This window comes from Mycobacterium tuberculosis complex sp. N0072, from assembly GCF_030323725.1.
GTDB lineage: Bacteria > Actinomycetota > Actinomycetes > Mycobacteriales > Mycobacteriaceae > Mycobacterium > Mycobacterium tuberculosis.
This window is the reverse complement of sequence record NZ_CP040689.1, coordinates 60,405-74,755: the sequence shown is the minus strand read 5'-3', so window position 1 is coordinate 74,755 and position 14,351 is coordinate 60,405. Positions and strand designations below refer to the sequence as shown.

Below are 14,351 nucleotides of genomic sequence, written 5' to 3'. Positions count from 1 at the left end.
CCGGGAGAACACCATGAGCGCCGAACAGCCGACCATCATTTACACGCTGACCGACGAGGCGCCGCTGCTGGCGACCTACGCCTTTCTGCCGATTGTGCGTGCCTTTGCCGAACCGGCGGGCATCAAGATCGAGGCCAGCGACATCTCTGTAGCGGCACGCATCCTGGCGGAATTCCCCGATTACCTGACCGAGGAGCAGCGGGTACCGGATAACCTCGCCGAACTGGGCCGGCTGACTCAGCTACCCGACACCAACATCATCAAGCTGCCGAACATCAGCGCCTCGGTGCCACAGCTGGTAGCCGCCATCAAGGAACTGCAAGACAAGGGTTACGCGGTCCCAGACTACCCGGCGGACCCGAAGACTGACCAGGAGAAGGCCATCAAAGAGCGCTACGCCAGATGCCTGGGCAGCGCGGTGAACCCGGTACTGCGCCAAGGCAATTCGGACCGTCGGGCGCCCAAGGCGGTGAAGGAGTACGCGCGCAAGCACCCGCACAGCATGGGCGAGTGGTCGATGGCCTCACGCACCCACGTAGCGCACATGCGGCACGGTGACTTCTACGCCGGCGAGAAGTCGATGACACTGGACCGCGCGCGCAACGTGAGGATGGAACTGCTGGCCAAGAGCGGCAAGACGATCGTGCTCAAGCCCGAGGTGCCGCTGGATGACGGCGACGTCATCGACAGCATGTTCATGAGCAAGAAAGCGCTGTGCGACTTCTACGAAGAGCAGATGCAGGATGCGTTCGAGACCGGCGTGATGTTCTCCTTGCACGTCAAGGCGACCATGATGAAGGTCAGCCACCCCATCGTCTTCGGCCACGCGGTCAGGATCTTCTACAAGGACGCCTTCGCCAAGCACCAGGAGCTGTTCGACGACTTGGGCGTCAACGTCAACAATGGCTTGTCCGATCTGTACAGCAAGATCGAGTCGCTGCCGGCGTCGCAACGCGACGAGATCATCGAGGACCTACACCGTTGCCACGAACACCGCCCCGAGCTCGCGATGGTCGATTCGGCCAGAGGTATCTCCAACTTCCACTCGCCGAGCGATGTGATCGTGGACGCCTCGATGCCCGCGATGATTCGCGCGGGCGGCAAGATGTATGGCGCCGACGGAAAGCTCAAGGACACCAAGGCGGTCAACCCGGAGTCCACCTTCTCGCGCATCTATCAGGAGATCATCAACTTCTGCAAGACAAATGGCCAGTTCGATCCGACGACGATGGGCACCGTCCCCAATGTGGGTCTGATGGCCCAGCAGGCCGAGGAGTACGGCTCGCACGACAAGACGTTCGAGATTCCCGAGGACGGCGTCGCCAACATCGTCGATGTCGCCACCGGCGAGGTGCTGCTGACCGAGAACGTGGAAGCCGGCGACATCTGGCGCATGTGCATCGTCAAGGACGCACCGATCCGTGACTGGGTCAAGCTGGCTGTCACCCGCGCGCGCATCTCCGGGATGCCGGTGCTGTTCTGGCTGGACCCGTACCGCCCGCACGAGAACGAGCTGATCAAGAAGGTCAAGACATACCTGAAAGATCACGACACCGAAGGTCTGGACATCCAGATCATGTCGCAAGTGCGATCCATGCGCTACACGTGCGAGCGCCTGGTCCGTGGACTGGACACCATCGCCGCGACCGGCAACATCCTGCGCGACTACCTCACCGACCTGTTCCCGATCCTGGAGTTAGGCACCAGCGCCAAGATGCTGTCCGTCGTTCCGCTGATGGCCGGCGGCGGAATGTACGAGACGGGGGCGGGCGGTTCGGCACCCAAGCACGTCAAACAATTGGTGGAGGAGAATCACCTGCGCTGGGATTCTCTGGGTGAGTTCCTCGCGCTGGGCGCCGGTTTCGAGGATATCGGCATCAAGACCGGTAACGAGCGGGCCAAACTCTTGGGTAAGACCCTGGATGCCGCCATCGGCAAGCTGCTGGACAACGACAAGAGTCCGTCGCGCAAAACCGGTGAACTCGACAACCGGGGCAGCCAGTTCTACCTCGCCATGTACTGGGCACAAGAGCTGGCCGCGCAGACCGACGACCAGCAGCTGGCCGAACACTTCGCCTCGCTGGCAGATGTGTTGACCAAAAACGAAGACGTCATCGTGCGAGAGCTCACCGAGGTACAAGGCGAACCGGTGGACATCGGCGGCTACTACGCGCCGGACAGCGACATGACTACGGCGGTGATGCGGCCCAGCAAGACGTTCAATGCAGCGCTGGAGGCTGTCCAAGGCTGACGACGGGCTGGCCCGGCTACGACGGCGCCATTGGCGTCCCGCAAAGGGATGTCACCGAACGAGTTTGATTTCGCACGGAAGGCCCGGCGCGGCCGCAAGCCGCGAGTCGCCCGTGAGCAGCGGGACATCCAGTGCGGTGGCCAGTGCGACGTAAAGGGCGTCGTAGAACGTGACGTTGTGCCTTAGCTGCCATGTGTATTCGATCAGTCGTGGGCTGTGCGGGTAACGATTGTCGATGAGATAAGGCAAGGCATCCAACGCGGCGCGAGCCTGCTCTTCGGAGATTTCGTCGCTGAGCACGGCGCGGCGGAGTGCATGTCCGACCTCTGCGTCCAGCAAATGCGGCGCGTTAGAAATCGACTCCTTGAGCAAACCGCGCAGAACGATCGCGCTGGCGCCCTTGCCGGCGAGAGCGTCAACCACGGCCGCCGCGTCGACTACACATTCATCCACCCCTGAGCTCCCGCCGGGATGCCTCGATGGTCTCCCGGCTGATGCCTGGGCTGGCAGTGCTGGCGAGCGCCTGTTCCAGGATCTCGATTGCCTCGGCCTTGTCTCGGCCCCGCACCCCTTCGATGAGCTTGGTGCGCATATACGTCTGCAGCGACTGCCCCGCTGCGGTGGCGCGCCGTCGATAGGTTTCGGCGACATCTTCGGGCAAATCCCGAACTTGAATGGTAGCCATAGCGCTATTCTAGCGTCAGATTAGCGCCAGAACAGCGCTCGGAGTTCACCGGCTAAGAATGCCGGCTTATCCACCGGGCGTTTCGGCGGCATCGATGGCCTTCTCTAACCGGTCGAGCACCGCGCGCAGATCGGCCAGCGTTTCCCGCAGTTCGGCCACCGTCGCGGGGGGGACGTCCGGCCCCCGGGGCGGGGCGGCCGGCGGTTGGGTCGTTCTCGGTGGCGGTACGGCCTGCGGCGGTGCCGGCCCGCCGGCTCCCGGCGGTGGCGCGCTGGCGGCATCACCGCCGGGAGCGGTGGCGACCCGACCGGTGCCGGGCCCAAATACCTGATCCAAAGATTCGGCCAGGGTCGGTGCGTACCCGACCCGGACCCCGCCCTCGGTGCGGGGTTCACGCACGCTGACCAGCACCCGGGAAAGTTGCGGGAAAGTCGAACTGCTCGGGCTTGTCGAGATCCGCTCGGTGTAGAGCGGTTCCACATAGAGCACGCCGCCGTCGGCGATCGGCAGCGACAAGAGGTTGCCGTAGTGAATCCGGTTTGACCGTTCCAGCAGGGTGCGCTCGGAGGCGACCCGAGTGTCGGAGATCATCGAGTTCTGAATTTGTTGCGGGCCTTGGGTCAGGGTGTCGGTGGGTAACTCCAGCACGGTCAGCTTGCCGTAGTTCGCCGGATCCGAGTGCGCCGAGATGTACGCGGAGAGGAATTCGCGGTTGTAGCCAACCATCGCCGACGCCAACCGGAAGGACGGCTGGGCGCTCTGCTGGTCGCCGACGAGGACGTAGAACGGCGGTTGAGTGGCGTTAGCGTCGTTGGTCGGGTCGCTGGGCACCGACCAGAAGGCGTTGGTGGTGAAGAACTCTCGCGGTTCGTCGACATGATACTTGGCCAGCAAGCTACGTTGGACCTCGAAAAGGTCCTCCGGATAACGGAAGTGGGCACGCAACTCGTCGGGAATCTGGTCTTCGGAATTGACGGTTCCGGGAAAGGCACGCATCCAGGTCCGCAGCACCGGGTCGTCTCGATCGAACTGAAACAGCGTTACGGTTCCGTCGTAGGCGTCCACGGTTGCCTTGACGGAGTTACGCACGTACGACACCTGCTTGCCTTGCCGCACAATGCCGGTCGGGCTGGTCACCGGGCCCTCGAGCGAGCTGCGTTGTGCGTACGGATAGGTGTCCAAGGTGGTGTAGGCGTCGACGATCCAGACGATCCGCCCGTTCACCACCACCGGATAGGGGTTGTCGTCGGTGGTCAACCACGGCGCCACGCGTTGCACCCGTTCCTTCGGGTCGCGATGGATCAACACCTTCGACTCCGAGCCGATCTCCCGGGAGAACAGGAACTTGTGCTGGGCGAACTTGGTGGCAAACACCGTGCGGTTGAACCAGTTTCCGATCGACACACCCCCGGCGCCGGTATAGGTGTACTTGGACGTGTCGGTGTCATACTCGCGCGGCGCGGACCCCGGGGCTCCGCCCACGATCGCGTAGTCCGGATCGGCCTGGGCGATCACCTCGCCGTAGTAGACCCGTGGCTGCTCGACCGGGATGACCTGGCGCCCAGAACCCAGCGACGCGATGTCACTGACGGCGTATATCGGGTACCCGCTGTTGCTGTCGGAAATATTCTCGGCATCGCGGGCCGCCGCGTTCACCCGATTGGCCGGGGCGGCCACGAAGCCGTTGCCATGCGTGTAGACGGTGTGTTTGTTGATCCAGTCGGTCTGATTGCCGGTGAGGCTTTTCGGCGAGAGCTCCCGGACGCCGACGATGTAGTCCTGCAGCTCACCGTCGATGCGATAGCGATCGATGTCGAGTATCTCGGCGAAGCTAAAGAAATTCTTGAGCTGCTGTTGCTGGGTGAAGGTTCGGGACAGGATATGCGGGTCCAACAGCCGCACCTTGGCAATCGTGGTGACATCCACGGGCACGTCGCGCGGCTGTTTGGTACCGATGCCCGGATAGCTACGGTACTGGACCCAATCGCCACCGATCCGATACGCCTCGCGGGTCGCTTCGATGTTGCGTTGGATATATGGGCGTTCGACATCGGCGGCGTTGGGACGCACCGAGAACTGCTCCATCAGCAGCGGCCACAGTCCACCGACCAGGATCGCCGACAGCACCAGCAGTGCGGCGGCCATCGCCGGAATCCTCAAGTCGCGCAAAAAGATCGCGGTAAAGAATGACACCGCACACAATACCGCAATCGCCACCAGCACAAGCTTGGCCGGCAGCTCGGCGTGGATATCGGTGTAGCCGGCGCCGGTGAAGGTCGGCTCCTTACGTCCACTCGACAACAGCTCATAGCGATCCAACCAGTAGGCAACCGCCTTCAGCAGTACAACCGCGCCGGCGAACACTGCGAGTTGAACGCGAGCTGCCTGGGTCAGCATGCCTCTGCCGGTTGTCAGCCGAAGGCCGCCGAACAGGTAATGCGTCAACAGGCTCGCTAGAAACGCCAGAACCACGGCCACGAACAGCCAGTTCAGCACCGACCGGTAGAACGGCAGATCGAAGACGAAAAACCCAATGTCATAGCCGAATTCGGGGTCCACGATGCCAAAGGTGCCCCCGTGTACGAACAACTGAACCTTCACCCAGTCGAACGAAGCGATCAGCCCGCACACCACACCGAGCGTGACGGCGATGCCCCACCCGAACAGGCGCGGCCGGCGCATCACCGCGCTGCGAAGTGGCGCGACCGGGTCCCGCTGCGGCTCGTCGGGTACAAAGAACGGCCGCGAGCGATACGCCAGCAGTAGGGCAGCAAGCACAATGCCGGCCACCACAAGTGCGACCGCTGCGACAATCGCCAGGCGGGTCAGCAGTACCGTGATCCAGACGCTGCGGAAACCGACCTCACCAAACCACAACCAGTCAACGTAAATATCGACTAGCCGGGGTCCAAACAGCAGCAACGCGAGCATGCCCATGCCTGCCGTCACCAGCAGGCGGGCACGCTTGGGCAAGACCGGACGTTTTCCCGGCGAACCTGTCTCCATCCGCGCCTCCTAACTCCACAGCCGTATCGCGACGAATCGGCTACCGTCGCAACGGTGATGTGGCCGGATGCTCCCCGGCCTCGGCGGCATTTGCGAGCGCCTGGCGGCGGCTTTCCGGGCGTTCGCCCGCAGCAGGGGTGATGGCCGCCAGCAGTGCGATGACCAACCCCGCGATAACAGACACGGAAAGTTCCATGATCACTTCCCAGGGTAGACGAGGATGGCCCGTCCTAGGGGCTAGTACTCATGCGGGGCTGCTAGAAGTTCAGCCCGGAGAACATGACCCGGCTGGGGTCATACTTCTGACGTACTGCGCTCAGCCGGGACAGATTCGGGCCAAAGTAACGTGCCGGCGGTTGGTTTACCTCGAGATAGTTCACATAGCCGCCAACCGAATACGCTCGCACCGCTTGATGTGCGGTGTTGAGCCAGCTAGTCGCTTCCGGCGGGGAGCCGGATGTTTCGACGTACCACTGCACCAGCGCCGACTGCCGACGCCACGGGAAGGCCGTGGCCCCCGGTGACACAGTGGCGAGCGCGCCGTCGAGGGCGTGCATGATCGCCAACATGCGGCCCGCTCCACGCGGAAAGGCGTCGACCGCCGAGGCGATTCCCTGGGCGGTCGCCGGAGTGATCGTCGTGAAGACATCGGATCCGCCGACATATCCCAGCGGCGACGGGTTGAGGTTCCCGACGGCCAGATATCTGACCAGGTCCAGATAGTTGAACGTGTGGTTTTCGGTGCCGGTCGGTTGCGTTCCGACGGCCGAAACGATGGCGGCCGCCACGCTGCCGCCCGACCCGGCCGGGCAGGTCGCAAGGATGCGGCAATGCGTGCCCAGCGGGTCGACGGTGGCATCGGCCAGTGCCCAGCTGCCTCGGTCGGCGGTTCGCAGCCAATTCTGCCAACCGACCAGAACCTGCGCGAACGACTGCGGTGGGAAATTGAGGTTCACGACGTCGAGGTCCCCGCTGGGGAACGTCGCGAAGGTCAGCGAGGTTGTCACGCCGAAGTTGCCGCCACCGCCACCGCGCAACGCCCAGAACAGGTCGGGGTGGTCGGTGGCGGACGCGGTGACCGCCTGGCCGCTGGGCAGCACCACCGACGCCGACGTCAATTGGTCACAGAGCAGGCCGGCGTGCCGGGAATTGGCGCCCAGCCCGCCGCCCAGCGCGTGTCCCGCGACACCGACCGTCGGGCAGGTGCCGGTCGGGATGCCCCGGCCGGCCGCGGCCAACACCTGGTGCATGGCGTACAAACCGGTGGCGGGCGTCACCGTGACCCGCCCGGTGGTGGCGTCGTAGTTGATGTCCCCAGGTAGCTGACGTAGGTCGAGCACCATGGCGCCGTTGGCCGTGGACGCCCCCACGTAGGAGTGCCCGCCACCGCGTGGGGCCACCTTGAGGTTGTTCGCGGCAGCGAACGCCATCGCCTTCTGCACGTCCAGCTGCGATGTCGGGGTAACGATCACCGCCGGCGTATAGCCGTTGTAGTTGGTGTTGAAAACCTGCTTGGCCGTTGCGAATTGGGGACCGTCGTCCGGTTGTAGCACTTTCCCTCCGAGGGCGGAAGAAAGAGCCTCCCAGCCAGAGGCAGCCGGATCCGCGGTAGCCCGGACCGAGCCGAAGACCGCGCCGGCGGCCAACGCTCCGGCGGCACCCCGCAGAAACGTCTGGCGTGAGATCTCACGCGCCAACGTCGGGCTCCCGTCTCGCGACGGTCACCACCGCGGCGCAGCCCGACGCTGCGGGCCGGCAGCACCCCGAATTTTGGGTCATGTCCCGCATTGTCGACCACCCGAACCGCGGTGCCGCATGACGTGTCACGAGGTAGTGGAAACGTGCCCGAACCGTTACCCCACCTGGCCGAACCCGACGCCGACGGCCCAACGGCCGCACGCTCAGCCGGTCTGCGCGTGAGGTCTCTACTGGCCGGCGTTGTGGGCCAGATCGATGGCGTACTGGCTAACGAACCGACCCGCCTGAGGCTCCCCGCGACCGCAGGTTCCGTCCGATTCCCCGGGACGTTTGATCCACAGGTAAGCGTCGGCGTGCGCGCCCGCGGTCGCCGTGGTGGGCGGTGCGCCCAGGGCGCGGCCGCTGGGGTTACACCAGTTGAGCGGGGCGTCGGGCGCGGGTCCGGCGCCGTTGCGCGACGTGTCGATCACGTAATGCGAACCGTTCGTGAGCCCCGAAATCGCCTCGCCATAGCCGATTTCCTCATCGGTGGTGTAGAAGTTCGAGACGTTGAGGCTAAACCCGCGCGCGCGGCCCACACCGACATCGTTGAGCCTGGCGGCCATTGCCTCGGCGCTCAGCCAGCGCGAATGCCCCGCATCGACGTACACGGCAGCGGCCGGGTCGCGGGTCAGCGTGTCGACGGCGTAGCGCACCAAGTCGAAACGTTCCTGGCGCTGGTCAGGCGACAGGCAGTCGGCCATGGCCAGCGCATCGGGTTCGACGATGATCGTCGCCGGCGATGAGCCCAGGCCGGATGCGACAGCGTCGATCCACCCGCGGTAATCAGTGCCCGTCGCGAACCCACCGGATGCGTAGCTACCGCAGTCGCGATGGGGGATTCCATACAGCGTCAGAACCGGCATGGCGCCGGCCGCCTGCGCCGCTCCGGTGTACCTGGCAACCGTGCCGCCGACGGTCGCCGGCGGGAATGCCTGGTCGAGCCAGTAGGACTGCGGGGTGTTGGCGACGGAGGTCAGCTCGGCGTTCGGCGGGTTGGCGTTGCGCGCGGCGACCATGGCCGCCGAGGCGGGATCGACGTAGAAGGGCTTTCCGGCCAGCGGGTTTGCCGCATCGACCAGGATCAACGCCGGGGCCCGAACGACCCGCACCGGGTCCGCGATAACACCGATGGAAGCAACGGCTGCAACCCCCAGGAGGGGGACTATCCACCGCGCGACCGAACCAATAGCTGATGACATCACCCGAGCAAAATAATCCCGCAATTCGACAAACGCCAAATGCCGACGACAGGTGGCGGGCGCTGGCCGTGTCCAAGGCCGGCGCCCGGGCAGAGTCCCGCGCCATCGCTGCCCAGTCCGACGCGTCATATACAATCGCCACGGCGGCTGTGCCTTCCCGAGTCAGTGCCTCGTCCTGGTACGTCGATGCCGGCACGGCATCAACCGAACAGGATTTCAGGCTGTTCTCGGGAATGTCTGCCCACTACGACTCATTGCCGCGGCTCATCCGCAAGCGCTGACCATCGCTTGGAGTCCGCCGAGTCGATTCAACGTTTGACGGAGTTTGAAATGAAGTTGAAGTTTGCTCGCCTGAGTACTGCGATACTGGGTTGTGCAGCGGCGCTTGTGTTTCCTGCCTCGGTTGCCAGCGCAGATCCACCTGACCCGCATCAGCCGGACATGACGAAAGGCTATTGCCCGGGTGGCCGATGGGGTTTTGGCGACTTGGCCGTGTGCGACGGCGAGAAGTACCCCGACGGTTCGTTTTGGCACCAGTGGATGCAAACGTGGTTTACCGGCCCACAGTTTTACTTCGATTGTGTCAGCGGCGGTGAGCCCCTCCCCGGCCCGCCGCCACCGGGTGGTTGCGGTGGGGCAATTCCGTCCGAGCAGCCCAACGCTCCCTGACGGCTGGGCGTCGGCGCACATCCTTAACGACGAGCCGGTCGCTTTCAGGCAGTCATAAGAATGCGGTCGAGGGCAACACCGATGCGATCGTCGCTGTAGATCCGACCCTTGCGTTTTGTCCACTTTCGGACCGCGGCCGCTGCCGTGGCTGGTTCCTTGGCGCCCTCACGTGTGGCCACCCAATGCGTACTGGCGAGCAGCTCAACCCCGTATGGGCCTTCAAAGCCTTCGATGACGCGCAACACCGTGTCGACTGCGGCGCTCACCCGGTCAGCTGCCGCATCGGTGGCCAGATAGTCCGTTATGGCGTCAGTTCCCTTAGTAGTCAACGAGATCGGTTGGTTCGCAAGAACTCTTGCGGTGCCGTCACCCAGGCCGACTGTGAATGCGCCCTCCATTCCTTGCAGTAAGTGACGGACACGTTCGCTGTATGGCCCGTATCGGCCGGGCGTGAAATCTAGCGCAAGATCGGGATCGGCCTCGTTGGCGAAGTACATGAGCTTCTGAATCTCCAGATGCGAGATCCCTGCAGGGTCTTCCCACGGCTCCATCGCGCGGCGCTGCTGGAGATATCGCCGCATCGCTTCGAGTATGACGGCGCGCCCCCAGGTCATCCGAAGTCCTTCGACGCCCTCGATGGCGCGAGATCCACCTGATGGGGGGTAGATCACGGCGTCAACGTCGGGCAGCTGCTGGAATGCTGATACGAGCCGTTGCTCGACATCTTCCCAATCCAGACCTCCGTTGCCCACCCCCAGCGGGGGAACTGCCACAGAAGCAATGTTGAGTTCACGGATCACGCGGATGAGATCAATGAGGCCGGCGTCGATATAGGCCAGCTTCGACGGTGCACGCCAGTGTTTCTTGGTGGGGAAGTTGATGATGTGTTTCGGTCCGTCGAGCTGTCCGGTGTCGACGACGAACATCTTGCCGATGGTAACTTCGCCGCGTTTGCACGCCTTTTCGTAGGCGGTGAACATCTCAGGGTAGCGGCGTTTGAACTGCAGCGCAATTCCCTTGCCCATCACCCCAACACAGTTGACGGTGTTGACGAGCGCTTCGGTGTCAGCCCGAAGGAGGTCGCCAGAGCCGTACGTGATCATATGGCCTCCTCCTTCCTTAGTAGTACATGCCGGGCTTGATGACATACTTTCGCACCCCACCGACAGGATCGAGCAGAGTTCGTACCCGTGTCATCGTCTCGGTGTTATAGCAACACACGTAGCTGACCAGCTCGAACGGGACATGGCCGTATACCAGGATCTCGGCGGCGCGGCGGCTCTGGCGGTTGGGGTCGTCATCGGTGTTGTGCCATTGCCGCTGGCAGAGCAGGTCAAAGTCGACGAAGGTGCCGAGCGTGTCGACCTGGCGGCTGAACTTGGTGTAGCTGGCTGCAGCATTGCCGTCACTGGCGCACCACGTCAGATCCGCGTCTATGATGTCGCCAAGCGCCACCCCGAGGTGCACCAGCGGGCCGGCACCGCCGGAGTAGCCGGAGTGGCCCTTGCATACGACGTAGAGCATGGGCGACCGCGCCGCAATGTAGAACGGCACATGATCGCTTGCCATCGACGCCGGGTACCTGCTGTCGGGGGCGACGACTTTGTGGCGGCGCAACTCCTTGACTGGGTTATATGCCACCTCGGTCGTCGGGGTGACTGCTGAATCGGCCAGCAGACGGCCAGCGGTGATGATCCCAGGGAGATTGTCGGCATGGGTGAAGTGCCAAACGATCCAGTCATGGGGACGCTTCCGGTCGGGACCACCGCTACGGGCGACAAACCCCGACTCAGGCTTGTATCTGGTGATCATGCATTAGTCCCACTGGTTCGACGTCCTGTCGCCCTGATCTGACTCATCTCACGCATCAACCACGACGCGTGTTGCTCGGGGACTTCAACGCCGCCGCGGATGCGTGGACCGGTCCGCCCTGATGGCCCCATCATTCGTGAGATTCGGCCACGCTCCGTGAGACCCCACACATCCGCATGTCACCGAGCCATGTTGGCGAAGCGTGACAGGTGCAGTTGATGCGCTACGGTGACCGTCTTCGTCGGACCGTTGCGGTGTTTGGCGAGAATGAAATCCGCTTCTCCCCCACGTGGATCGTCGCGGTCAAAGGCGTCGGGTCGATGCAGCAGGATGACAACGTCGGCATCTTGTTCCAGCGAATTGTGCAAACTAATGCCATTGGCGACGAAATTGTGTGTGCCGCTTACAGTCCCATCGAAAACATGTTGATCTCCAATGCTGGTGATCTCCACGACGGTGTCCCAGTACGCGTCGCCTCTCGCCAGCTCATGGATCGCTCGATCTTCGATCCGCGCCTCCGCGCGATGCGGCCTTGACCGGCTCGGGGAATGCTTCCACATCGTCGGTTCGTGGAGCTGGATGTCCATCATCTGTTTGGCGGACAGTCGGTTGCGGACTTGCGCCCATACTTTTTTCGGCGCGCTGTCCAGGTTCGGGTTGCGAACCGGTCCTTTGAGCTGACGCAGCATCTCTTGGGCCGCCACCGCTTCGGCGCCGTGAACGCCGACGTGACGAAGGAACCTGACCTGATCCTTCGCGCCATGAATGTGCAGCCGCCACGAATCGTGGCCGCCCAACTTTGGGGCGTGTGTGATCCAGGAAAAAATCCCAACCCGAAGCAGCAATTGAGCCACATCGTCGATGAGACGCCTACTGGTTGAGCCGTAGTAGACCCGGCCTTGACCATTCGTGGGATCCCACCGAACAGAGCCACCAGCGCTCCACAGATGCCGCAGAAACAACGCCACCTGGTCATTGGGGGCGCGAAATACAGCCTCCGGTACGCATTTTTCGTGGCTGCGTTTCGTGAATAGCCCTAGGCCAGCCAGCCACGCCGCAATCGGCGTGCACCGCCCGCGCGGTAGTCGTTGCCGCGCCGGGCGCAACGACGGCACTCGAGCTGCGAGGTAGTCGTCGCGGATCGCAGCCCCATCCGAGTGCGCCGCCGAGACCGTCACCGCGGCCAGGTTCGCCTCATCCACCGGCTCGTAGCGGATCGGCTGGTTCTTCAGGCACGACCCGTCACCGATCATGCGAGCCAGCGAAATGAGCTCAGACTCGGGCATCCGCTGAGTGTCGATGGGCTCAGGTACCCGGCGCGGTGCTGCGATCCGGTCACCAACCTTCAACTGCGCCAAGGGAGTCCAGCCTTCGAACTTCATAAAGGGGTGGCTGCCGGTGGCCTCGACTTCGCGTCCGGAAGCCAGCCGAAGCCGAAACACTTCCTTGCGCCCGCTCGGGAACACGTTGATCATCGGCCGGGCCACCATGCGCAGCCGCTCGTCCAGCGACCACACCATGGGACGTTCACCGCTTCGCATGAGCTCACCGAAGGCGACCTCAGCGCCGGTATCGGCGCGCAAGATTCTGGTGGACGCGGTCAGGCAGCCCGATTCCCTGAGGTCGGCCAGCATCGGTTTCTTATCGGTACGCTGCTCGGGCCCACGGTTGAGCTGGCTGATCGCGACCACGGGAACCTCAAGCTCTTTTGCCAACAGCTTCAGATGCCGCGAGAACTCCGACACCTCCACCTGCCGTGATTCATACTTCTTGCCCGAGGTCATCAGTTGCAGGTAGTCGACCACGATCAACTTCAGGTTGGCCTTTTGCCGCAGGCGGCGCGCCTTGGCACGGATCTCCATCATGGTCAGGTTGGGCGAGTCGTCGATAAACAGTGGCGCTTCGCTGATTTCGCTCATCCGCCGCGCCAGCCGGGTCCAGTCGTCATCGCTCATCCGGCCCGAACGCATGTCGGAGAGCTTGATTTTGGCCTCCGCCGACAGCAGTCGCATGACAATCTCGGACTTGCTCATCTCCAGCGAGAAGATGACGCTGGCCATCCGATGCCTGATCGAGCATGACCGCATGAAGTCCAGCCCAAGGGTGGACTTTCCCACGCCCGGGCGCGCCGCCACGATGACCATCTGCCCCGGATGCAGGCCGTTGGTGACCTCGTCGAGTTCGGTGAAGCCGGTAGCCACCCCGCGCGCCAGGCCGCCACTGGAAGCGATGGCATCGATCTCGTCCATCGTCGGTTGCAGCAGGTCCTCAAGCGCCACAAAGTCTTCCGACAGCCGCCGATCCGCGACGTCGTAGATTTCGGCCTGCGCGCGATCGACCACCTCGGCCACATCCGCGCCTTCGGCGCCGGCATAGCCGTACTGCACCACCCGGGTTCCGGCCTCTACCAGCCGGCGCAGCAGCGCCTTTTCGGCAACGATGCTCGCGTAGTAGCCCGCGTTGGCGGCCGTCGGCACCGTCGAGATCAGGGTGTGCAGGTAGGGAGCACCGCCGATGCGGCGCAGCAGCCCACGGCGATCCAGTTCGGCGGCCACCGTCACCGCATCAGCCGGTTCTCCCCGCCCATACAGGTCCAAAATGGCGTCGTAGACGTTCTGATGCGCCGGACGATAAAAATCGCCGGGCCGTAGCCGTTCCAGTACATCGGCGATGGCGTCCTTGCTCAGCAACATCCCGCCCAGCACGGACTGCTCGGCGGCGAGATCCTGCGGTGGTTGACGGCCGTAATCTTCACTGGGCGGTGAGGAGTCCATGCCGGGCGCTAGGTCATCAACGACCGCCATGGGCTCTCACCTCCTCCGACACAAGCACCCGAACGCATATTCGACAACCTATCCAGAGCGTAAGTCGCCGCACCGACACCACCGCCCAAGTCACCCACATCGCCTAGCGCCGGGAAGACGCTAAACGTTGCTGGCAAGTACTCCAAGGGGCCACTGTTTATGGAGCTGTGCATCGCATGTGCATA

The 14,351-nt window shown here is 63.5% G+C and carries 11 protein-coding genes; 2 read left to right on the top strand and 9 right to left on the bottom strand.

Features of this window, described 5'->3' with window-relative positions; genetic code table 11:
* Positions 1–13 precede the first annotated feature (13 nt).
* Positions 14–2,251 (top strand): NADP-dependent isocitrate dehydrogenase, encoded by a 2,238-nt coding sequence (locus FF952_RS00365; RefSeq protein ID WP_003899797.1) that lies wholly within the window; start codon positions 14–16, stop codon positions 2,249–2,251.
* A gap of 51 nt (positions 2,252–2,302) precedes the next feature.
* Here the strand turns inward: FF952_RS00365 and vapC1 are convergent, their stop codons facing one another.
* From vapC1 to FF952_RS00335, 6 genes are all read right to left on the bottom strand, one after another.
* On the bottom strand, positions 2,303–2,704 hold the full coding sequence (vapC1, locus tag FF952_RS00360) for a type II toxin-antitoxin system ribonuclease VapC1 (RefSeq protein WP_003400580.1): 402 nt from the start codon (positions 2,702–2,704) through the stop codon (positions 2,303–2,305).
* Entirely contained in the window at positions 2,697–2,936 is a 240-nt protein-coding gene (locus tag FF952_RS00355; RefSeq protein WP_003400577.1) for a FitA-like ribbon-helix-helix domain-containing protein, read from the bottom strand. The genes vapC1 and FF952_RS00355 overlap by 8 nt, the downstream gene beginning before the upstream one ends.
* 66 nt (positions 2,937–3,002) lie before the next feature.
* On the bottom strand, positions 3,003–5,942 hold the full coding sequence (locus tag FF952_RS00350; protein WP_244736097.1) for a UPF0182 family protein: 2,940 nt from the start codon (positions 5,940–5,942) through the stop codon (positions 3,003–3,005).
* Positions 5,943–5,982: 40 nt separating this feature from the next.
* Positions 5,983–6,144, bottom strand: coding sequence for a hypothetical protein (locus tag FF952_RS00345; RefSeq protein WP_003899796.1), 162 nt, complete (start codon positions 6,142–6,144; stop codon positions 5,983–5,985).
* A 55-nt stretch (positions 6,145–6,199) separates the two neighbouring features.
* The gene (locus tag FF952_RS00340) at positions 6,200–7,639 is read right to left on the bottom strand and encodes an FAD-binding oxidoreductase (protein ID WP_003902831.1); all 1,440 of its coding nucleotides are present in this window, start codon (positions 7,637–7,639) and stop codon (positions 6,200–6,202) included.
* Positions 7,640–7,867: 228 nt separating this feature from the next.
* On the bottom strand, positions 7,868–9,010 hold the full coding sequence (locus tag FF952_RS00335; RefSeq protein ID WP_014587935.1) for a glycoside hydrolase family 6 protein: 1,143 nt from the start codon (positions 9,008–9,010) through the stop codon (positions 7,868–7,870).
* 201 nt (positions 9,011–9,211) lie between these two features.
* On the opposite strand from FF952_RS00335, the gene FF952_RS00330 reads away from it, so the two are divergent.
* Positions 9,212–9,550 (top strand): hypothetical protein, encoded by a 339-nt coding sequence (locus FF952_RS00330; protein WP_003899794.1) that lies wholly within the window; start codon positions 9,212–9,214, stop codon positions 9,548–9,550.
* A 44-nt stretch (positions 9,551–9,594) separates the two neighbouring features.
* Here the strand turns inward: FF952_RS00330 and darG are convergent, their stop codons facing one another.
* From darG to FF952_RS00315, 3 genes are all read right to left on the bottom strand, one after another.
* Positions 9,595–10,653 (bottom strand): toxin-antitoxin system antitoxin DNA ADP-ribosyl glycohydrolase DarG, encoded by a 1,059-nt coding sequence (darG, locus tag FF952_RS00325; RefSeq protein WP_003400551.1) that lies wholly within the window; start codon positions 10,651–10,653, stop codon positions 9,595–9,597.
* 16 nt (positions 10,654–10,669) lie between these two features.
* Complete coding sequence (gene darT, locus FF952_RS00320; RefSeq protein WP_003400548.1) at positions 10,670–11,362, bottom strand: toxin-antitoxin system toxin DarT; 693 nt, start codon at positions 11,360–11,362, stop codon at positions 10,670–10,672.
* Positions 11,363–11,541: 179 nt separating this feature from the next.
* A complete protein-coding gene (locus FF952_RS00315) occupies positions 11,542–14,166 on the bottom strand; it encodes a replicative DNA helicase (RefSeq protein WP_003400547.1) in 2,625 nt (874 codons plus the stop codon).
* Positions 14,167–14,351 lie beyond the last annotated feature (185 nt).